General features: G+C 44.1%; 17 protein-coding genes and 1 pseudogene. All 18 read left to right on the top strand.

The features are described 5' to 3' along the window. Positions 1 to 90 (top strand): annotated as a pseudogene (locus FDX09_RS07945) (phosphomannomutase); the annotation flags it as partial. Positions 91 to 144: 54 nt separating this feature from the next. Next, on the top strand, positions 145 to 1,539 hold the full coding sequence (gene wcaJ / locus FDX09_RS07940) for an undecaprenyl-phosphate glucose phosphotransferase (RefSeq protein WP_137347031.1): 1,395 nt from the start codon (positions 145 to 147) through the stop codon (positions 1,537 to 1,539). Between the two features lies 1 nt (position 1,540). Then, the gene (gene wzxC, locus FDX09_RS07935; RefSeq protein ID WP_137347030.1) at positions 1,541 to 3,019 is read left to right on the top strand and encodes a colanic acid undecaprenyl disphosphate flippase WzxC; all 1,479 of its coding nucleotides are present in this window, start codon (positions 1,541 to 1,543) and stop codon (positions 3,017 to 3,019) included. Positions 3,020 to 3,042: 23 nt separating this feature from the next. Continuing rightward, positions 3,043 to 4,323 carry a colanic acid biosynthesis pyruvyl transferase WcaK gene (wcaK, locus tag FDX09_RS07930; protein ID WP_069323499.1) on the top strand — a complete coding sequence of 427 codons (1,281 nt, stop codon included), beginning with the start codon at positions 3,043 to 3,045 and terminating at the stop codon, positions 4,321 to 4,323. Beyond that, positions 4,320 to 5,540 carry a colanic acid biosynthesis glycosyltransferase WcaL gene (gene wcaL, locus FDX09_RS07925; RefSeq protein WP_069323500.1) on the top strand — a complete coding sequence of 407 codons (1,221 nt, stop codon included), beginning with the start codon at positions 4,320 to 4,322 and terminating at the stop codon, positions 5,538 to 5,540. The genes wcaK and wcaL overlap by 4 nt, the downstream gene beginning before the upstream one ends. An 11-nt stretch (positions 5,541 to 5,551) precedes the next feature. After that, a complete protein-coding gene (gene wcaM, locus FDX09_RS07920; protein WP_137347029.1) occupies positions 5,552 to 6,946 on the top strand; it encodes a colanic acid biosynthesis protein WcaM in 1,395 nt (464 codons plus the stop codon). Between the two features lie 165 nt (positions 6,947 to 7,111). Further along, complete coding sequence (galF, locus tag FDX09_RS07915) at positions 7,112 to 8,005, top strand: UTP--glucose-1-phosphate uridylyltransferase GalF (protein ID WP_137347028.1); 894 nt, start codon at positions 7,112 to 7,114, stop codon at positions 8,003 to 8,005. Between the two features lie 397 nt (positions 8,006 to 8,402). Further along, a complete protein-coding gene (locus FDX09_RS07910) occupies positions 8,403 to 9,347 on the top strand; it encodes an NAD-dependent epimerase/dehydratase family protein (protein WP_121529247.1) in 945 nt (314 codons plus the stop codon). Further along, complete coding sequence (locus FDX09_RS07905; RefSeq protein ID WP_121529246.1) at positions 9,347 to 10,390, top strand: glycosyltransferase family 4 protein; 1,044 nt, start codon at positions 9,347 to 9,349, stop codon at positions 10,388 to 10,390. Before FDX09_RS07910 ends, FDX09_RS07905 begins: the two co-directional genes overlap by 1 nt. Beyond that, complete coding sequence (locus FDX09_RS07900) at positions 10,383 to 10,943, top strand: sugar O-acyltransferase (protein WP_121529245.1); 561 nt, start codon at positions 10,383 to 10,385, stop codon at positions 10,941 to 10,943. Before FDX09_RS07905 ends, FDX09_RS07900 begins: the two co-directional genes overlap by 8 nt. Before the next feature lie 38 nt (positions 10,944 to 10,981). Beyond that, the gene (locus tag FDX09_RS07895; RefSeq protein WP_137347027.1) at positions 10,982 to 12,868 is read left to right on the top strand and encodes a nucleoside-diphosphate sugar epimerase/dehydratase; all 1,887 of its coding nucleotides are present in this window, start codon (positions 10,982 to 10,984) and stop codon (positions 12,866 to 12,868) included. A 635-nt stretch (positions 12,869 to 13,503) separates the two neighbouring features. Further along, a complete protein-coding gene (locus FDX09_RS07890) occupies positions 13,504 to 14,256 on the top strand; it encodes a glycosyltransferase family 2 protein (RefSeq protein ID WP_137347026.1) in 753 nt (250 codons plus the stop codon). 235 nt (positions 14,257 to 14,491) lie between these two features. After that, positions 14,492 to 15,745 (top strand): oligosaccharide flippase family protein, encoded by a 1,254-nt coding sequence (locus FDX09_RS07885; protein WP_283204963.1) that lies wholly within the window; start codon positions 14,492 to 14,494, stop codon positions 15,743 to 15,745. Further along, complete coding sequence (gene wzy, locus FDX09_RS07880; protein WP_137347025.1) at positions 15,735 to 17,108, top strand: O-antigen polysaccharide polymerase Wzy; 1,374 nt, start codon at positions 15,735 to 15,737, stop codon at positions 17,106 to 17,108. Before FDX09_RS07885 ends, wzy begins: the two co-directional genes overlap by 11 nt. Continuing rightward, complete coding sequence (locus tag FDX09_RS07875; RefSeq protein WP_137347024.1) at positions 17,089 to 17,949, top strand: glycosyltransferase family 2 protein; 861 nt, start codon at positions 17,089 to 17,091, stop codon at positions 17,947 to 17,949. The genes wzy and FDX09_RS07875 overlap by 20 nt, the downstream gene beginning before the upstream one ends. Beyond that, on the top strand, positions 17,946 to 18,977 hold the full coding sequence (locus tag FDX09_RS07870) for a glycosyltransferase family 4 protein (RefSeq protein ID WP_137347023.1): 1,032 nt from the start codon (positions 17,946 to 17,948) through the stop codon (positions 18,975 to 18,977). Before FDX09_RS07875 ends, FDX09_RS07870 begins: the two co-directional genes overlap by 4 nt. After that, complete coding sequence (locus tag FDX09_RS07865; RefSeq protein ID WP_137347022.1) at positions 18,967 to 20,103, top strand: glycosyltransferase family 4 protein; 1,137 nt, start codon at positions 18,967 to 18,969, stop codon at positions 20,101 to 20,103. Before FDX09_RS07870 ends, FDX09_RS07865 begins: the two co-directional genes overlap by 11 nt. 557 nt (positions 20,104 to 20,660) lie before the next feature. Then, a complete protein-coding gene (gene cpsB / locus FDX09_RS07860; RefSeq protein ID WP_137347021.1) occupies positions 20,661 to 22,100 on the top strand; it encodes a mannose-1-phosphate guanyltransferase in 1,440 nt (479 codons plus the stop codon). The last annotated feature ends 62 nt before the right edge of the window (positions 22,101 to 22,162 follow it).

The raw sequence follows: 22,162 nt of genomic DNA, 5'->3' as shown, positions 1-22,162 counted from the left end.
CCGGTGGTGCGCCTGAACGTGGAATCGCGCGGAGATATCCCGTTGATGGAAGCGCGAACGCGCACTCTTCTGGCGTTGCTGAATCAGTAATGCCGGTGCTTCCTTTGCCCGGTTATGGGCCAAAGGCGACTAACAGGAACCACGATGACACATCTAAAGAAGCGCGAACGCGCCAAAACCAATGCGTCGTTAATTTCGATGGTGCAACGTTTTTCGGATATCACCATCATGTTTGGCGGGCTATGGGTAATCTGCGAATTAAGCGGTTTGCCTTTCCTGTACATGCACCTGCTGGTGGCGTTGATCACGCTGGTGGTTTTTCAGATGCTCGGCGGGATAACGGATTTTTATCGCTCATGGCGCGGCGTCAAAATATCCACTGAGCTGGTGCTGTTGCTGCAAAACTGGACGCTGAGCCTGATTTTTAGCGCAGGTTTAATTGCCTTTAATAACGATTTCGATAACCGTCTTGCGGTCTGGCTGGCGTGGTATCTGCTGTCAAGCGTGGGTCTGGTGTTGAGCCGTTCGTTTATTCGCTACGGTGCGGGATGGCTGCGTAATCGCGGTTACAACACCCGCCGGGTAGCGGTGGCAGGCAACCTGCCCGCCGGGCAAATGCTACTGGACAGCTTTCGCCATGAACCGTGGCTGGGGTTTGAAGTAGCCGGTGTCTATCACGATCCTGTTCCAGGGAAAAACTCCCGCGACTGGGCCGGGAATCTGCAACAACTGGTGGATGACGCTAAAGCTTCACGCATTCATAACGTCTATATCGCCATGTCGATGAACGATGGCGCCAGTGTGAAAAAACTGGTGCGCGATCTGGCCGACACGACCTGCTCAGTGATCCTCATCCCCGATGTCTTTACCTTCAACATCCTGCATTCACGGATTGAAGAGATGAACGGTGTTCCGGTGGTGCCGCTGTATGACACGCCGCTCTCGGGCATTAACCGTCTGTTGAAGCGTGCGGAAGATATCGTGCTGGCCTCGATGATCCTGCTGCTGATTTCCCCGGTGCTGTGTGGCATTGCGTTACTGGTGAAACTGACCTCAAAAGGACCGGTAATTTTCCGCCAGACCCGTTACGGCATGGATGGGAAGCCGATCAAAGTCTGGAAGTTTCGTTCAATGAAAGTGATGGAAAACGATGCGGTGGTGACGCAGGCGACGCAAAACGACCCACGCGTGACGCCGGTGGGGAATTTTCTGCGCCGGACGTCGCTGGATGAGTTACCGCAGTTTATTAACGTGCTGACGGGAGGGATGTCTATCGTCGGGCCACGTCCGCACGCGGTGGCGCATAACGAACAGTACCGCCAACTGATTGAGGGTTACATGTTACGTCATAAGGTGAAGCCGGGCATTACCGGTTGGGCGCAAATCAACGGCTGGCGGGGGGAAACCGATACGCTGGAAAAAATGGAAAAACGTGTGGAATTTGACCTCGAATATATTCGCGAGTGGAGCTTATGGTTCGATATCAAAATTGTTTTTCTGACGATATTTAAAGGCTTTGTGAACAAAGCGGCGTATTAACATGAGTTTACGAGAAAAAACGCTGAATGGCGCGAAGTGGTCGGCAATTGCCACGGTGATCATTATTGGCCTCGGACTTATCCAGATGACCGTCCTGGCGCGGATTATTGATAATCACCAGTTCGGGTTGTTGACTGTGGCGCTGGTGATCATTGCCCTGGCCGACACGTTGTCTGACTTTGGCATTGCCAACTCCATTATTCAGCGCAAAGAGATTGGCTACCTTGAACTGACCACCTTGTACTGGCTCAATGTCGGACTCGGTATTGTGGTATGCGTGACGATGTTTCTGCTTAGCGAGACAATTTCCAACGTACTCAATAACCCCGAACTGGCTCCGCTCATCAAAACGTTATCACTGGCGTTTGTGGTGATACCACACGGCCAGCAGTTTCGCGCGCTGATGCAAAAAGAACTGGCCTTTAACAAAATCGGCATGATTGAGACCAGTTCGGTGCTGGCCGGCTTTACCTTTACCGTGGTGAGCGCCCATTTCTGGCCGCTCGCGCTGACGGCTATTCTTGGGTATCTGGTGAACAGTACGCTACGTACGCTGCTGTTCGGCTATTTTGGTCGCCAGATTTACCGTCCGGGGCTGCATTTCTCGCTGGCTTCCGTTTCGTCAAACCTACGTTTCGGCGCATGGCTGACGGCGGATAGCATTATTAATTATATCAATACCAATCTTTCTACGCTGGTGCTGGCCAGAACGTTGGGGGCAAGTGTCGCGGGGGGATTCAATCTTGCCTGGAACGTGGCGGTTGTACCGCCAATCAAACTGAACCCGATCATTACCCGCGTTCTGTTTCCGGCGTTTGCCAAAATTCAGGACGACAGCGAAAAATTGCGGGTGAATTTTTACAAACTACTGTCGGTGGTCGGGATCATCAATTTTCCGGCGCTGCTGGGATTAATGGTGGTATCGAACAATCTGGTGCCGCTGGTATTTGGCGAGAAGTGGAACGGTATTGTCCCCGTCCTGCAATTGTTGTGCATTGTCGGGCTACTGCGCTCTGTCGGGAATCCGATCGGTTCACTGCTGATGGCGAAGGCGCGGGTTGATATCAGCTTCAAATTCAATGTGTTCAAAACCTTTCTGTTTATTCCGGCCATTTTCATCGGTGGACATCTGGCGGGGGCGACAGGCGTGACGCTGGGCTTTTTGCTGGTTCAGGTGATTAACACCATCCTCAGTTATTTCGTGATGATCAAACCTGTTCTGGGTTCCAGCTACCGTCAGTATATGCTCAGTCTGTGGCTACCGTTGTATCTCTCCTTGCCAACCGTTGTTGTGAGCTATGCGCTGGGTTTTACCCTGCGCAACCAACTGCCGTTAAGCGCGGTGCTGGGGTTGCAAATCGCGGCGGGAACGCTGGCGTTTACGGTGATGATTGTGCTGTCGCGCCACCCGCTGGTGGTGGAAATAAAACGCCAGCTCTGTCGCAGTGAAAAAATGAAAACCTTGCTCCGTGCAGGATAAGAACAACGCTTTAAGAGGTCATAATGAAACTATTAATTTTGGGCAACCATACCTGCGGGAACCGAGGGGATAGCGCTATTCTGCGCGGTTTGCTGGATGCCATTAACGCGCAGCGTCCCGAGACTGAAGTCGATGTTATGAGCCGCTACCCGGTAAGCTCCTCATGGTTACTCAATCGTCCGGTGATGGGCGATCCATTATATTCGCAGATGAAGCAACACAACAACGCCGCGGGCGTGATGGGTCGAGTGAAGAAGGTCTTGCGCCGTCGCTATCAGCACCAGGTGCTGCTCTCGCGCGTCACCGACTCTGGTAATCTGCGCAACATCGCTATCGCCCAGGGATTTACCGATTTTGTCCGTCTGTTGTCGCGCTATGACGCCATTATCCAGGTCGGCGGATCGTTTTTTGTTGATTTGTATGGCGTGCCGCAGTTCGAACATGCCCTGTGTTCATTTATGGCGAAAAAACCGCTGTACATGATTGGGCACAGCGTGGGGCCATTCCAGGATGAGCAGTTTAATCAACTGGCGAACTACGTTTTTGGCCACTGTAACGCGCTGATTTTGCGCGAATCCGTCAGTCTGGAACTGATGAAACGCAGCGCAATAACCACGGAAAAGGTTGAGGCAGGCGTGGATACCGCCTGGCTGGTCGACAATCATCATGAGGATTTTGAGCCAGGCTATGCCGTACAGCACTGGTTGCAAATGGTGGCAAAACAGAAGACTGTAGCCATTACTTTGCGTGAGCTGGCGCCCTTTGATAAGCGTCTGGGAACGACGCAACAGGCTTATGAACAAGCCTTTGCCGGGGTAGTGAACCGCATTCTCGATGAAGGGTACCAGGTGATAGCGTTGTCAACCTGTACCGGTATCGATAGTTACAACAAAGATGATCGTATGGTGGCGTTGAACCTGCGTCAGCATGTTAACGACCCGGCCCGTTATCATGTGGTAATGGATGAACTCAACGACCTTGAGATGGGAAAAATTCTCGGGGCATGCGACCTGACGGTGGGCACTCGCCTGCACTCAGCCATCATCTCGATGAATTTTATGACGCCCGCCATCGCCATTAACTATGAGCATAAATCGGCAGGGATCATGCAGCAACTGGGGCTACCGGAGATGGCCGTCGATATTCGCCATTTGCTGGATGGCAGCCTCGAGGGCAAAGTCGCCGATATTCTCGGACAGCTTCCTGACCTGAACATACGGGTAGGGGACGCGGTTATGCGTGAACGCGAACGTGGGGTGCGTATGGTGCAGTCGGTATTAACGCGCATTGAGGGGGAAAAATGAAGATTGGTTTTTTCCTGCTTAAATTTCCACTCTCCTCAGAGACCTTCGTATTAAATCAGATCACTGCGTTCATCGATATGGGCTATGAGGTGGAGATTGTCGCGATGCATAAGGGCGATCTTGAAAATACGCATGCCTCATTTAATACCTACCAATTGGGCGACAAAACGCGCTGGTTGCTGAATGAACCGGACGGCAAACTGGCAAAGCTGAAATTCAGGGCGGCGGCTGCATTGCAGGGCATCACCCGCGCAGCCACCTGGAAAGCGCTGAATATCTCTCGCTATGGCGACGAGGCGCGCAATTTGATTTTGGCGGCTATTTGCGGTGGGAATCCGCAGGCATTTCAGGCGGATGTCTTTATTGCGCACTTTGGCCCGGCAGGCGTGACGGCTGCCAAACTGCGTGAGCTTGGAATGATCCGCGGTAAAATAGCCACGGTATTTCATGGCGTTGATGTTTCGCACCGGGATGTATTGGCCCGCTATACCCCCGAATATCAGCAACTGTTTCAGCGCGGTGACTTGATGCTGCCCATCAGCAATCTCTGGGCCGGACGTTTAAAAAACATGGGATGTCCGCCGCAGAAAATTGCCGTCTCGCGTATGGGAATCGATATGACGCGCTTTACCCCGCGCCAACTGAAATCGCCAGCCGCGCCGTTGGAGATTATTTCTGTCGCGCGCTTAACCGAGAAAAAAGGGCTGCACGTCGCCATCGAAGCCTGTCGGCAGTTGAAAGAGCAGGGCGTCTTATTTCGCTATCGCATTCTTGGCATTGGTCCCTGGGAACGTCGTCTGCGGACGCTGATCGAACAATACCAACTCGATGATGTGATTGAGATGCCCGGCTTTAAACCCAGTCATCAGGTGAAGGAGATGCTTGAGCAAGCAGATGTATTTCTGCTGCCTTCGATTACTGGCAGGGATGGCGATATGGAGGGGATCCCGGTAGCGCTGATGGAGGCGATGGCGGTGGGGATCCCGGTCATTTCGACGGTTCACAGCGGGATCCCTGAGCTGGTGGAGTCGGGTAAATCTGGCTGGCTGGCACCGGAAAACGATGCCCAGGCGTTGGCTGAACGGTTAGCGGCATTCAGCCTGCTCGACAGTGAACAGGTGCAGCCGATTGTGCAATGCGCTCGAGAAAAAATTGAAGCTGAATTTAATCAGTTAGCGATCAATAAACAGTTAGCCAGCCTGCTGCAAACGATGTAAATCGAGGTTGTATGTCAGAGAAAAAACTCTCACGTCGTAGTTTTCTGGCGGCAGGCTCTGCGCTTGTCGTGCTGCACTCTCCCATTAGCCGGGCGCTTGAATCATCTGGCAGCGTCAATATTCAGGATTACAACCCAAAGGATTGGGTCGCATCTTTCAGGCAGGCATTCACGGAAGGGCAAACGGTAGTCGTACCCGAAGGGCTGGAATGTAAAAATATCAATACCGCGATTGTTATTCCGCCAGGCAAAACGCTATCGGTGCAAGGCCGCATAAGCGGCAACGGGCGTGGGCGCTTTGTTCTGCAGGATGGATGCAAGGTCATGGGCGAGCAGGGCGGTAGCCTGAGGAACGTTACTCTCGATGTGCGGGGTTCGGACTGCGTGATAAAAGGGATTGCCATGAGTGGTTTTGCTCCGGTGACGCAAATCTACATTGGCGGCAAAACCTCAAGGTTGATGCGCAATCTGACGATCGATGATATTACCGTTACGCGCGCTAACTATGGGATCCTGCGTCAGGGCTTTCATAACCGCATGGATGGCGTAAAGATCACGAACAGTCGTTTTAGCGATTTGCAGGGTGACGCTATCGAGTGGAATGTGGCGATAAATGACAGCAATATCCTCATTTCTGATCACGTTATCGAACGTATCAACTGTACTAACGGCAATGTGAATTGGGGTATCGGTATTGGGCTGGCGGGGAGTACTTATGACAATAGCTATCCCGAGGAACTGGCGGTAAAAAACTTTGTGGTGGCGAACATCACCGGTTCCGACTGCCGACAGTTAGTCCATGTGGAGAACGGCAAACATTTTGTCATTCGTAATATTACCGCGCGAAATATCACTCCGGATTTCAGTAAGAAAGCGGGCATTGATAATGCAACGGTCGCGATTTATGGGTGTGATAATTTCGTTATTGATAATATCAATATGGAGAATAGCGCCGGTATGCTCATTGGCTATGGCGTCATCAAAGGACGATATTTATCCATTCCGCAAAACTTTAAATTAAATAATATTCATCTGGATAACTCAAAACTTGAATACAAATTACGCGGCATTCAGATATCCTCGGGCAATGCCACGTCATTTGTGGCCATCACTAATGTGGCGATGAAGCGCGCCACGCTGGAGTTGCACAACCAACCGCAACACCTTTTCTTACGTAACATCAAGGTTATGCAGCAATCCACGACGGGACCCGCGCTAAAGATGCATTTTGATCTTCGCCAGGATGTACGCGGAAAATTTATGGCTAAACAGGATACCTTGCTATCACTGGCGAATATCCATGCGGTAAACGAAACCGGGCAAAGTTCAGTTGACATTGACCGCATAAACCATCAGGTGGTTAATGTTGAAGCGGTGAATTTCCGACTACCGGGACAGGGGAGGTAACTTTGCGACCATTCCTGGCTCGAATTGAACCTACTTGAGCTTAAGATTACTGCATTCCGCAGATAAGCGGCGTAACATGCGCTGTATCGGTGAAATGTAATTCATACTGGCTAAAACAAGCTAAAAAGCTATAATTCAGCAACAATTGAATAGGTGAATGACTTAATGACTAATTTGAAAGCAGTTATTCCGGTAGCGGGCCTCGGGATGCACATGTTGCCTGCCACGAAGGCAATCCCTAAAGAGATGCTGCCGATCGTAGACAAGCCGATGATTCAATACATTGTCGACGAGATTGTAGCTGCTGGCATTAAAGAAATCGTTCTGGTAACGCATGCGTCAAAGAATGCAGTAGAAAACCACTTCGATACATCTTATGAACTCGAATCGTTGCTTGAGCAGCGCGTCAAGCGCCAGTTGCTGGCTGAAGTGCAGTCCATCTGTCCTCCCGGCGTGACTATCATGAACGTTCGCCAGGCGCAATTACTCGGTCTTGGTCATTCAATTCTTTGTGCTCGCCCAATTATCGGGGACAACCCGTTCGTCGTCGTATTACCGGACGTCGTTCTGGATACCGCAAGTGCGGACCCTCTGCGCTACAATCTGGCTGCCATGGTTGCTCGTTTTAATGAAACCGGGCGCAGTCAGGTGCTGGCTAAGCGTATGGATGGCGATCTGTCCGAGTATTCCGTTATTCAGACCAAAGAGCCTTTGGACAACGAAGGTAAAGTTAGCCGTATCATTGAATTCATTGAGAAACCAGATCAGCCGCAAACGCTGGATTCCGATCTGATGGCGGTAGGGCGCTATGTGCTGTCTGCCGATATTTGGGCTGAATTAGAGCATACACAACCTGGCGCGTGGGGACGTATTCAGTTAACAGATGCGATTGCAGAACTGGCGAAAAAACAGTCTGTCGATGCCATGTTAATGACGGGCGACAGTTACGACTGCGGTAAAAAAATGGGTTATATGCAGGCGTTCGTTAAGTATGGTTTGCGTAATCTGAAGGAAGGGGCTAAGTTCCGCAAGAGCATCGAAAAGCTACTGGCTGAGTAGGGCTCTGGAGCGATGCTATACATTGATTAAATGTATAACTATGAACGGCAGTTGGGTATTTAAAAACCAAACGGGTTTTTAGAATGCCGCTGCCGTTTTTTTATTTAAATCAATCACTAAAAAAAGCAGTTGTATTTATATTGGGTGATTTTACGCAGGAATTGTCCTTGTCATAAAGTGCGATTAGGACCACAATACATCATCAAATTTTAACATGTTCTGACTGCGTAAAAACGCAGCAGGGCAGCAGACTTTCTATGCGTTTAGTGCACTGGTAGCTCTTGAGCCAGGGGCGGTAGCGTATCTCGCATTAGCAAATGAACGTAAAATATTGTCTGGTGGCTGATAAAACATATCGTGGTTAAAAACTATCAGATCGAGCAGATAGGGGACGGCAATGAAGGTATTAGTGACTGGTGGGACCGGCTTTCTTGGTACTGCTTTAGTCCAGGCGTTGAAATCAGCGGGGCATCAGGTGATATTAACAACGCGTCGACAGGAAGATATTGAACAGGGAATTTACAACCTGGGTGATATTTCAGCTGAAACCAACTGGGTAAACCTTTTGCAAGGGTGCGATACCGTCATTCATACTGCGGGAAGGGCACATATCCTGAATGATAATGCTCAGAATGCCTTAGCGGAATTTCGGCGTGTTAATCACGACGCGACCTTGAAGTTAGCTAAAGACTCTGCCATCTGCGGCGTTAAGCATTTCATTTTTGTCAGTTCGATTGGTGTGAACGGCAATGCCACCTCAGGCTCCCCCTTCACTGAAGCGTCAGAGCCCCGGCCAACTTCTGACTATGCCATTTCTAAACTTGAGGCTGAGCAAAGTCTGCGGCAAACCTTTACCAAAAGCGAAATGGCGCTAACCATTGTCCGTCCTGCGCTGATTTGTGGTGAAAATGCGCCAGGTAATATTCAGCGCCTGTTAAAACTGGTGTCGAAAAATCTGCCATTACCGTTTAAGAACGTCAAAAACAAACGTGCGCTGGTGTCGTTGGACAACGTTGTTAGCTTTATTAAAGAATGCGTCGTGAATGAGAAGTCGAAAAATCAACTCTACCTGCTCGCCGATGTAGAGCGACCTTCAACCGAGGATATGATTAACGCCTTTGCGACTGGAATGGGTATTCACGCAAAAATTATCTATTTCCCGAAGAGCGTCATGAAATTATTACTTTCGGCCGTGGGTAAAGGTGGGATTTACGATCAGTTATTCGGTGATCTTGAAGTTGATGCCAGTAAATCGAGAGAGCAACTGCACTGGACACCACCGATCACACTGCATGAAACTATGAAAAAAACGGCGAAATATTATATCGAAGGTAATAAATAATGTTGAATTTAGGGATCGTAATATTCGCATTTTTAGTGTCATGTGCACTGACCTGGGGATTACGCGGTTATGCGATTAAACATAACGTGATTGACCTACCAAACCAGAGAAGTTCACATTCTGTACCGACTCCGCGTGGGGGAGGGGTGGCTATTGTCCTGACGCTTTTAGCCGCGCTGGTGTGGTTTTATTTCAGCAACGCGCTGACGGTAGATGGTTTCTTAGGTTTGTTCATTCCGGGGTTAATTGTTGCAGTAATCGGGTTCCTGGATGACCACGGTCATATTGCGGCACGCTGGCGTCTACTGATGCATTTCCTGGCTGCGGCAATTGGCCTGTATTTCTTGGGTTCTTTCCCGATTATTACTCTGTTTGGTTACGATCTCTCATTATCATGGATTGGGATGATTCTGGGCTGCTTTTATTTAGTCTGGATGTTGAATTTATACAATTTCATGGATGGGATTAACGGTTTAGCCAGTTCGGAAGCGATCACCTTTGCGGCAAGCAGTGCGTTGTTAATGGTTGTCAACCAGTATACGCCTGCTTCTGATAGCATCTATCCGCTGACACTTGCCCTTGCTGGCGCTGCTGCAGGTTTTATTATCTGGAACTTCCCTGCTGCCAAAATCTTTATGGGTGATGCCGGGAGCGGTTTCCTCGGTATAACCATCGGGCTGATGATCCTCCATATTGCGAAAGTCGATTCACACTTCTTTATTGCAGAGTTATGTTTGCTGGGGGTTTTCATCGTCGACGCCACTACCACACTGCTGCGCAGACTCGTGGCTGGGAAGAAAGTCTACGAAGCGCATGCGAGCCATGGTTATCAGAACTTGGCCCGGAAATATGGCAGTCATGTTCCGGTGACGATGATGGCGATTGCCGTTAACCTGCTCTGGCTCTTGCCAATTGCTTATCTAATAGCAGATGCCAAAATTGATGGCCTTGTGGGACTGATTATCGCCTGGTTACCACTGTTCTTTGTTGCATTTAAATGCGGTGCTGGCGTGAAAGATAAAGAGAGCAACGTCAATGCATGACCTGATGATTTTGGGGGCTGGTGGCCATGGACGCACGCTATGCGAATTGGCCAGACTACTGGGCTATGCGGGTATTGTGTTTCTCGATGATAATGCCTCCCTTTGCCATGAGACCAACAAACTCATCATTGGTAAAATTTCAGAGCTACCGTTACACATCAACAGTGCTAATAACGTCGTTATTGGCATTGGAAATAATAAAGTCAGGGAACAACTCTATCAGCAGGTTATCAGCCTGGGTATCCAACCTGCCACTCTTATACATCCGTCTGCATTTGTCAGCCCATCGGCAACGATAGCTGATGGTTCAGTGATATTAGCAGGAGCAGTGGTGGGGGCTAACGCAAAATTAGGTGTGGCTACAATTGTAAATAGTCATTCGACGGTAGATCACGATTCTATTCTCGGCGATTTTGCTCATTTAGGTGTTGGGGTTCATCTTGCAGGAAGTGCTGAAATTGGGAAATCAGCTTTTCTGCAGGCTGGTACAGTGGGTGGTTATAATGCAAAAGTGGACGATTACTCAGTGTGTCCTGCTGGTACTGTTTTATAAACTGAAGGCAAGCTTTAACGAGGCGACTAGTTTTTAGTATGCTAATTTATTTAATATCTTTACCAAGACCAATAAAACGAATCATTACGTTATCTATCGATGTTGTACTGCTCTTATGCGCATTCTGGTTTGCGTTTTGGGTACGTATAGATTCACTGACACCGTTATATAGTACGTCGCATTGGCTATTAATATTTTCAATAATCGTCGTCACTTTGGCAATATTTGTCAGACTGGGGCTGTACCGCGCAGTTATTCGCTATATTACGGCTAAGATTCTGCTGGTCGTAGCAGTTGGTATGTTTATATCGTCCATATTGCTGATTATTGCGGCGTTCTATACCAATCTTTATCTGCCGAGAACGATTCCATTCATTTACTTCTCATTTGGCTTATTGCTTATTGCCGGTTCAAGACTCGGAATGCGAATGCTGGTAAACCGCGGCATGAAGCGGGGCACCCGAGTCGTCATTTACGGTGCTGGGGCGTCGGGTCGTCAGTTGCTGCCAGCGCTGAGCCAGATGGATGAATATTATCCGGTCGCTTTTGTCGATGACAATCGTGCCCTGCAGGGGCAGGTTATTCACGGAGTCAGCGTCTTTGCACCAGAAAAACTGGCCTGGCTGATTGAGAAATACGAAGCGAAGAAAATTTTGCTGGCGATGCCAAGTGCTAGTCGTTCCAGAAAGAATGAAGTGATTAAGACACTGGAAGGTCTACCCTGTGAGGTGCTTTCTATTCCTGGGATGGTCGACCTGGTAGAAGGTAAAGCGCGTATCGATGCGTTACGAAAAGTAGTCATCACCGACCTGCTGGGGCGAGATCCAGTTTCTCCAATTCCAGAATTAGTGTCTCGTAATATCAACGGGAAAACGGTTATGGTGACCGGTGCCGGTGGTTCTATTGGCTCCGAACTGTGTCGGCAGATAATCAAAAATAAGCCCCATCAGATTATTCTGTTTGAGCTGTCAGAGTTCTCACTGTACTCCATTGATTCTGAACTGCGTAATCTGAATCTCAGCCAGGATTTGCAGGTAAAGATTTATCCAATTCTTGGTAACGTGCAGGATAAAGAGCATCTCGAAAGATTAATGAATGCATTCAAGGTTGATACGATTTATCACGCAGCGGCTTATAAGCATGTGCCTCTTGTTGAGTTCAACGTCCTTGATGGTGTTCGCAATAACATCTTCGGTACTTTGTACTGTGCCCAGGCGGCGGCGAACTGCGGTGTGGAAAACTTTGTTTTAATTTCCACCGATAAAGCGGTACGACCTACAAATACAATGGGGGCGACCAAACGTATCGCGGAGCTGGTGTTGCAGGCACTAGCGAAGGAATATAGCAAAACCTGCTTCAGCATGGTTCGTTTTGGCAACGTGCTAGGGTCTTCGGGCTCGGTTGTGCCGCTGTTTGAAAAACAGATTGCTTCTGGTGGTCCGGTCACGTTGACTCACAAAGATATCACGCGTTACTTCATGACTATCCCTGAGGCGGCTCAGTTAGTAATTCAGGCGGGAGCAATGGGAACCGGCGGCGATGTTTTTGTTCTCGACATGGGTGAGCCGGTGAAAATTATTGACCTTGCGCACCGTATGATTGCGCTGCAGGGGCTCTCCGTTCGCGATGACAATCATCCTTACGGCGATATAGCGGTGCAGACGACGGGCTTGCGTCCGGGTGAGAAGCTTTATGAAGAGTTGCTCATTGGCGATAATGTTTCTACTACGCAGCACCCTCGCATAAAGACTGCAAATGAGGTCATGCTGCCGTGGAGTGAAATGAGTAAACTTCTTTCTGAACTGGATACCGCCTGCCGGGAGTTCGACTATGAGCGCGTACGTGAAATACTGTTGCAGGCACCTGCGGCGTTCAATCCAACCGATGGCATCTGTGATTTGCTCTGGAATGAAAGTATTAGTTAAGTAACGAATCGAGCCTGTAGAAGATCTGGCCGGATGCATAATAGCAATAAGGCCGATTTTACAAGGGACAATTACGATTGAGCGTAAGGGTGTATATTTGCGTCATTGTGGTAAAGGATTTATCCGTTTTTCAGAATATTATAGATAATATAGTGGATTACGTGGCACACGTGGTTGCGTGGACTTGCGTAAAATGTTGGCATCGTTCTGCTATAGATACTGATAGTATTTCGAATATATTACACGTTTTCCGACGAAGACCAGCAAATGTGGTAGTGACTCACGTTAATTGAACGTGTATTCCTCAAAGAATGTACAGGCTTCTTTTCATGCTGTTCACCAGAACGAGGCAGGCAATTGTTTTACGGGTAATTATCTCAATTCCTAATTGTTGCCAGTCGCGTCCAGTTGGTTTCTTCCATTCGTGGGATAAATGTACAAGCGAGTACGTCGCCATGTGTTATTCTGTATCATCCATGTTAAAGAGCCAGTGCTGCTGCGATTTTTGTATTCACAAAGCTCCATTTGGTCTTATTCATCACAAATAAAGTGCGATATTAGTGCAAGCGACAGAGGCTAATGTTACTTGCCAGCTTGTGTAAAATCGATCTTGAAACAAAAAAGAATTCAATGATATGGAAAGTGAAAAAGTCTCGGTTATCATGCCCGTTTACAATGGGAAATCTACAGTTGTACAATCGATTGATTCTATATTAAATCAGACTTACAAAAATATAAGGCTATATATCATTGATGATTGTAGTACTGATGGGACTCTAAATCTATTAGAGAGTCTTTATTCTACAAATAGCAAGGTTGTAATTTGTAGGAATAACAAAAATTTGGGAGTCGCAAAAACACGGAATGTTGGAATTGAAAAATCGCAGGGGGAATATATTGCATTCTGCGATTCAGATGATTTATGGAGTGAGACGAAACTAGAGAAACAATTAAATATACTCGATGCAGGTGGTATTGATGTTGTTTGTGCCAATTATAGCACTATTAATATGAAAGGTGAAAAGATAGCTGAAGTTAACGCTCCACAATTCATTACTTATAAAATGATGCTAGGGAAAAACTACATCGCGAATTTAACTGGTATTTATAATGCAAAGAAACTAGGGAAGTTTTATCAAAAGAGTATTGGGCATGAGGACTACTTAATGTGGCTGGAAATATTAAGAGCAACTAATTATGCCCAATGCATACAAGAATATCTTGCACAATATAGGGTTTCAAGGGAATCATTATCAGCTAATAAGTTGGTTGCTGCTCGATGGACGTGGAATATCTATAGGAGGGAATTAAGATTATCAATATTCCCTGCGTTATATTTTTTCTCTCTATATGCCTTTCGGGGGCTGTTAAAGAAATTTTTAAATTAATTGTTTGAATAATGAACTATCCTGAGGTTTTTTATTTCAGGATGTGTTACGTTATTTTTGTAGAAAAATGTATAACAGGCTACACGCAGTACTTCAGCGATGAGTTTTGAGACCAAAATGCAATTTTATTAATTAGTCGCTTAGGACATAAATTTGCTTTAATGTATCTGGAAGTGAAAAATTGGTAGGTTTATCATTAATTCTATTCTGGAATTAAAAAACGCAGGATAAAAAATTGTCTAGTTTTGCCAATAAAAAGAAAATGATCAAAGATGTATTCTTGGGTCTATATATTTTACAATTGTTTAACTATGTTGCTCCTGTGATCATTATCCCTATAATTATTAGCCACATTGGGTTGGATAAATATGGTGAGCTGATATACATTACAGCTATATATCAAGTGGTTTCATTATTCGTTGATTTTGGATTTACCTATACATCGCCAGTAGCTGCGGCTCGATATCGTGATAATAAGAAAGAATTACATGTATACCATACGACAATAATATTTCTGAAGAGCATGTTGTTTATTGTTGCTTTGATTACAGTAAGTTTGTTATCGTTGTTGAATTTTATACAGTCTTCACCTATTTATATTTTTGCAGTATTTTTATGTGCGATAGGGAATGTATTTACTCCTTTATGGCTGTTTCAGGGGTTAGGTGACTTTAAATTTCTATCATCATGTCAAATAATTACACGTGTGTTATTGTTTTTCTCGCTTTTAATTTATTTAATATGTGACGGGAAGAATCTATTCATTATTAGCCTGTTGCAGAATGGAAGTTTGCTCCTTTGTTATTTTTATGTCAGGAAAAGAACGTTTCCGATCAATATTAGACAGCTTGAACGTAAACAATGTCTTTCAGAAATTAAGCGAGCAGGAAACGTTTTCATTGGTGTGTTAGGAACAATTAGCTATGGTAGCTTAATACCTATATTAATTGGGAACTATTGCGGACATGTCAGTTTAGGTATTTATTCGATAGTACAAAAGCTTACTGCTGCATGCCAAAGTTTAATTGTTCCTGTCTCTCAGTACATGCTCTCAGAGGTTTCGAAGCAACATACAACAAGCGAAACTGAATTCACTGCAAAAATTAAGCAAAGCCTGGTGATTCATTTAACAATAAGTTCAATAGCCTGTGTTTGTTATCTTCTATTTGGACAGTTTACAGCCCGGGTCATTGGTAATGTGAATGTTTCTTTTACAATAATTGCAATATCTTCCGTAATAACGATATTCTCATCTCTTAATAATGTACTTGGCGTACAGTTTTTAATACCAACAGATAACGTCAAATTGCTTAGAACCGCTAACATTATGTCCGGTATTATTGTTGTCTCAATATCATGGTTTATGATTAATCATTACAATGTGCTCGGTGGAGTCGCATTGAATCTTCTGGGTGAGCTATTGGTGTTTATATTTTTAGCCTGCGTTGCGAAACGAAAATGGAAAGGAGATAGCAACAGTGCAATTTAAGCGAACACCACTCTTGGTTGTGTATGTTAGCCTTCTGGTTATACTTATAGTTTCATTTTTAGTTGACGACAATGTGGCTAGATCGACTTATATTTTGGTTGTTGCTACTATAGCAGTCTTCATTGTATCCTTTTTATGTAATAAAGTTACTTCCCCTGCCAGTCTCCTGATCATATCTTCGTTTGTTTTTTTAGGATGCAGGCCATTCCTGTCAGTTTTTTCCAACTATGATTTTCGTATTGCGGATTGGTTTATCACTGGTTACATGGACGATAATGTTGCATATGCTAATTATGCCATCTCACTAATGTATTTCGGATATACTATAGCATTAGTTATTAGTAAGAACACTCGGACCTGTCATGTCTCTGAGCGGGGAGGACGATATTCTGCACCTTCTTTAAAGTTCCTGTTTATACTTTTCATTCTAGGTTCAGTAGGAATGGTCTTGAAGGGGCTTTATTTCTTCTACTATATAGAATCAAATAGTTATGTTGGTATCTATCAGAATAATATAAGTGTACCGCTTGGTTATAATTTTCTTTCTAGCCTGTTCTACTACTCTTTTTTCCTAATTTGTGCCTTCTTTAAGAATTTCAGAGTCAGGAAAACTTTTCTTCTGGTGGCAGTTATTATAGCTGCATTTAGTTCACTAAAGGGAAGCAGGGGGGAATTTATAACATTTTTGCTGACAGTAATCTGCATTTATTACAACGATATTCAAATTAGAAATAAAAAGCTCGTTGCAAAAATGCTGATTGTCTTCTTGTTAGTTTTCGCGTTGAGTGAGTTCATTTCTATGTGGCGGTCTGGTGGTAGTTTTATCGCCTTGCTGGAAGGAAATAACCCAATAGTGGATTTTTTATATGGAATGGGAGTTTCTTACATCACAGTTTTCCAGAGTGTAAAACTTCACATGGTTGATGGCATATCCAATATTTCATATTTATTTAGTCAGATTATCATTACGGTGACATCTATTCTTGGTATTGGGGTGGACCTGCCCTCAATAAGTTATAGCAATCTGGCCTCTGCCACAGCTAATCCAGAACTATATAGTGAAGGATATGGGTTAGGTGGGAGTTATCTTTCTGAATCATTGTTGGCAATGGGGCTTATTGGATGCCTAATAATCCCCTTACTTGTACTGCTGCTATTGAACAGCTCTGAAAAATTTACGAAAGAAAACCCACTGATATACTTTATTTATTTTAGTATTTTACCGCCAATATTATTTATTCCCAGAGAAACATTGTTATACTTCTTCCCCTATTTACTGAAAAGTATATTTGTTGCATTTTTTATAGTTTTATACACAAATTACAAAACTAGAGTGTCAGGATATGAACGAAAAAAATGTTAGTGTGATAATACCTAGTTATAACCGTGCACATTTATTGTGCAAAATTTTGCCTGGGTATTTTCAGGAAGAAGTACAGGAGGTTATTGTTATCAATGATTGCTCTACTGATAATACTCGTGATGTGTTATTGGAAATGCAATGTAAGTTCCCAAATTTGGTTGTGCTTGAAAACGACACAAATAAAAAACAAACTTTTTCAAAGAACCGCGGATTAGATATTGCGAAAGGGGAATACATTTTCTTTGGTGATGATGACTCATTTTTGCAGGAGGGAACAATTGCAAGAATGTTAGACACAAAGAAAAAAACGAACGCAGATATTGTCGGTGCCAGAATTCTTTACATGAATAATAATGAGACTGAGTTTGCACAATGTATTGCGCGGCATAAACGCGAAGGCAGATTTGTAAGTGACCTAAGTAAAATGGAATTTAGCTTTACTGCTGAATTAGAGAACCCGGTCGAGTGTTTTTATGCGCAAGCACTCATACTTGTCAGGCGCGAACTTATTGGCAGTTCACGTTTTAGCGAAATTTATACCGGAAATTGCTATCGGGAAGAAACAGATTTTATGTTAAGTTTGTATTTAAAGAAATACAAATTTGTTTATGACTCTCAGGCACTATTAATTAACTTACCACCACAACAGGCTACTGGTGGCGCAAGAACAGCTAACAAACTTAGATATCATTATGAGAGTGTGATAAATAATTATCGGTTCTTAAAAAAATTTAATCGACAAATTAATGAAGTAACCAACGATAACCACACGTTATTGTATCGCCAACTTTATTTTATTTACTCAAAATTATTCTCGTTCGCAAGGAAGTTTTTTAAATGATTATCTACATAGCTGCATTTAATGGCGATGGTGGTCAGGGAGGTGTGGAACGAGTAGTTTCACAACAAAAAAGAGTACTACAAAAGTTAAATCATACAGTAATTCTTGCTGATAAAAATTATTTTCGTTTGACACGGCTTGTGGCTAATAAAAAAATTCTGGTCCTGCTGTATCCTCTTTTAACATCATGTTATTTCTTTTTTAAAAAGATCTTTGGCCATAAATTTACCGTAATATCACATGGATATTCATCGCCATTTTACAGTAATGATCTGTTAATAGCACATGGCAACATGAAATGTTACTCTCAGACAATAATGAAAAGAAATCTTCGGTTATTATCTGGCAGCGGGATCATAGCGTTCTATGAAAAATGTGCCGGAAGATTTTCGAAAAAAATTTGGGCAGTATCCAGAAGAGTAAAAAGAGAATGGAAAGAATATTATGACGTAGATGTTAGTAAAATTGATGTGGTTAGAAATTATATTAATTTGAATAAATTTACTGAAGATGAAGTGGCTGTTCAGCGGTACATTACTTTTGTAGGGCGGCTTGAAAAAGGAAAGGGCGTTGCGGAACTTATTGACATCTGCAGTGCTCATCCTGAATTTCAGTTTAATCTGGTGTCGAGTATACCTCCGCCAGAAGAATTAAATATTTTAAATAACGTTACATTTAGCATTGGTGTTCCTTATGAGTCGATGCCACAAGTCTTTAAAGAGGCTAAATTATTAATTTTACCTTCAATGTATGAGGGCTTTGAGCTGGTTACAGTTGAAGCATTATGTTGTGGCACACCTGTAGTAGGATATGATGTCGGGGCTATAAGTGAACTGTATTCAGACAGGCATCCAGGTGTTTTCATGGTTGAAAACAAAGACGAACTTATTTCTATGATTGGCCATGTTATGAATCAGCCGGATGTTGATTATTTGAAATTGAGGCGAGATATTTACGAACAACGAAATGTTTTCTCTGAAAATCACTACGAAGAGATAATGAAAAAGGCTTTTGAAAATGGGCGTTGAAAAATTCTGTCTGATATCAATAAATTCTTACAATGAATTAACAGGTGGTGGATTATACTTACGTACGCTGGTTGCCTTTCTCAAAAAACAACAGTTAGAGCTTACACTCATCGATAAAAAAAATGCAGTGATAAACTTTACGCCTACCTTTGAGGAGCATTTTTCTTGTTCTAAAGGTCGTATGCAAGATGTAATCTCAAGATTATTTCTTTTGCCATCCTTTTATATGGTGTATCTCTTTTCCATTATTCGTATATGCCGTCTAAATGATATTATAGGATTGCATAACTCACGGCTTGGTATAATCTGCTGTTTATTAAAATTTCTTTTCCCAAAAAAGAAATTCATTTTGTTTACTGATAATTTTGAATATCATCTCCTACAGCAGAAAAAGACAACCATAGGCACAGTTTTTGAAAGAATTCTTGTAAAACTGAACGAGAAACTTGGCCTACATTTTGCGGATCTAGTAACGTATATTACTCAACATGACAAACAAGAGATTGAGCGCTTTTATCGGTTGAAAAATGTAAAGAGCTTAATTATACCTGTAATTTTTGAAAAACAAAAAAATAACGGTTTCGAATCGGTGGAGTTCTTATCTAAACTCGAATTATTAAAATGTGATCCAAGACGTAAATTCATTTTTACTGCATCATTTGACTTTTTTCCTAACGTACAAGCTGCAAAGGTAGTATTGGAAACAGCTACAAATAACAAGAACTTCATTTTTGTGCTTGCTGGGCGAAAATTGTCTTCATTGGGTCTTAAAGTGCCTGATAACATTTATATGTTTGAAGATTTAACTAGCGCGGAAATGTCATCACTTTTATCCTCTTGTGACATTTTTTATTCTCCATTGACCTTGGGGAGTGGAATGAAAACGAAGGTTGCTGAAGCTATATCTTACGGGTTACATATTTATGGCAGCAGGCACACGATGATCGGATATGAGGATATAATAGATAATAGTGAGTGTGTATCGTTAATCAATAATATTGCTGAGCCTTTACCAAATCATGTCACTAATAATGTTTTTGATAAAGCAGTCATTCAGTTAATACACGAAAAGTATTACTCGCCCGAGCGATTTATTGGAAATGAATTGAAGATTTTATCTGCGTAGCATATTAGTATCTTTCACTAAGGGACTAAATAAATTTTTTAGTTACGGGTGGTGCAGGTTATATTGGATTATATACGGTTTTTGAATTATCAAACACTGGCTTGTTTTCCTTGAAAAGCTCACCTGAATTAGCAAAAGATTTGAATTTGATATTCAAAATCAAGGAAGGCTATTTGGTACTAATAAATGCAGTTGATTGCTACAGTAATATTCCCATGTGTCTATACATCGATGATGTTAATGAAGTCGCGAAAGAGGTATGATAGTATATCCATATGAGAGTTGTTGATAGCATTTAATATAACATTCTTGAGTGGATAGCTTTAGTAAATCTTGCAATAGTTCAAGCATTGGTTTCGAAGACATGAATTCAAAGAAGGCATACCGATAATGAATGCTGCTACCATGTATACCTGTAAGAAAGGCGGTTAATAGATTGGCTAACGATCAAGATTATTACTCAGTTTTCGCTAACCATACACGTGACTTTGTTATGTCGAGTTTCTCCAGGACATTACGGCTGTCAACATTTATGAATGCTAAAGAAGACGAGTTTTATGCGGAAAACTAATATGATTTTACCAATCATTATGGCCGGCGGAACCGGTAGCCGTTTATGGCCACTCTCTCGTGTTCTCTTTCCAAAGCAGTTCCTTTGCCTGGATGGAGAGTTGACGATGTTACAGGCGACAATCCATCGCCTGAAAGGTATTGACTGCGATAGCCCTGTAGTGATTTGCAATGAACAACACCGCTTCATAGTCGCTGAACAATTGCGTCAGATGGATAAACTGACGAAGAATATTATTCTGGAGCCGGTTGGTCGCAACACAGCTCCGGCGATTGCGTTGGCGGCGTTAGCTGCAATTCAGGCTGAGCCTGACGGTCATGCCCTGATGCTGGTTTTAGCTGCCGACCACGTTATTCAGGACGAAGAAGCCTTTCGTGCTGCCGTGCGCAAAGCTTTACCTCATGCGCAGAATGGAAAGCTGGTCACCTTCGGCATTGTTCCAAATAAACCTGAAACGGGTTATGGCTACATTCGCCGTGGTGACCCCAGCAACGGTGTTGATACTACTGGTGCATTCAAAGTCGCTCAATTTGTTGAGAAGCCAAATATGGAAACGGCTGAAACATACGTGGCTAGTGGCGAATACTACTGGAACAGCGGTATGTTTTTATTCCGTGCCGACCGCTATATAGAAGAATTACATAAGTTCCGTCCTGATATCTTAGCCGCGTGCGAAAAAGCTATGAGCGCTATAGATCCAGATCTTGATTTTATTCGGGTTGATGAAGAAGCATTTATGGCTTGTCCTGATGAATCAATTGATTATGCAGTGATGGAACAGACTTCAGACGCTGTGGTTGTACCTATGGATGCTGGCTGGAGCGATGTAGGTTCCTGGTCCTCTTTGTGGGATATCAGTCGCAAGTCGCCGGAAGGAAATGTGGTTGTTGGTGATGTACTTTCTGTTAGCACTGAAAATAGTTTTCTGTATTCCGAATCAGGCTTGCTGGCTACCGTCGGCGTGAAGGATTTGGTCGTTGTTCAGACTAAAGATGCGGTGCTGATTGCCGATCGTAACTCTGTTCAGGATGTCAAAAAAATTGTCGAATCCATTAAGACCGATGGCCGGCATGAACATCATACCCACCGCGAAGTATATCGTCCTTGGGGGAAGTACGATTCTATCGATACCGGTGAACGTTACCAGGTGAAACGGCTGACGGTTAAACCTGGTGAAGGGATCTCTTTGCAAATGCATCATCACCGTGCTGAGCATTGGATAATCGTTGCGGGAACAGCACAGGTTACGATTAATGACCAGATTCGGCTGTTGGGCGAAAATGAGTCCGTTTACATTCCCGTTGGTGCGAAACACTGTCTTGAAAATCCTGGAAAAATCCCGCTTGAATTGATTGAAGTTCGCTCAGGTTCCTATCTTGAAGAGGACGATATTGTGCGTTTGGCAGACCGGTATGGTCGAGCTTAAGAGTAGCATAAGGTCATTATGGAAAAAAAATTAACCTGTTTTAAAGCGTATGACATCCGCGG

The organism is Citrobacter sp. wls717 (assembly GCF_005280955.1).
In the GTDB taxonomy this organism is placed as follows: domain Bacteria; phylum Pseudomonadota; class Gammaproteobacteria; order Enterobacterales; family Enterobacteriaceae; genus Citrobacter; species Citrobacter werkmanii.
Note: the sequence above shows the minus strand (reverse complement) of the source record. Positions and strands in the feature narration are given on the sequence as shown.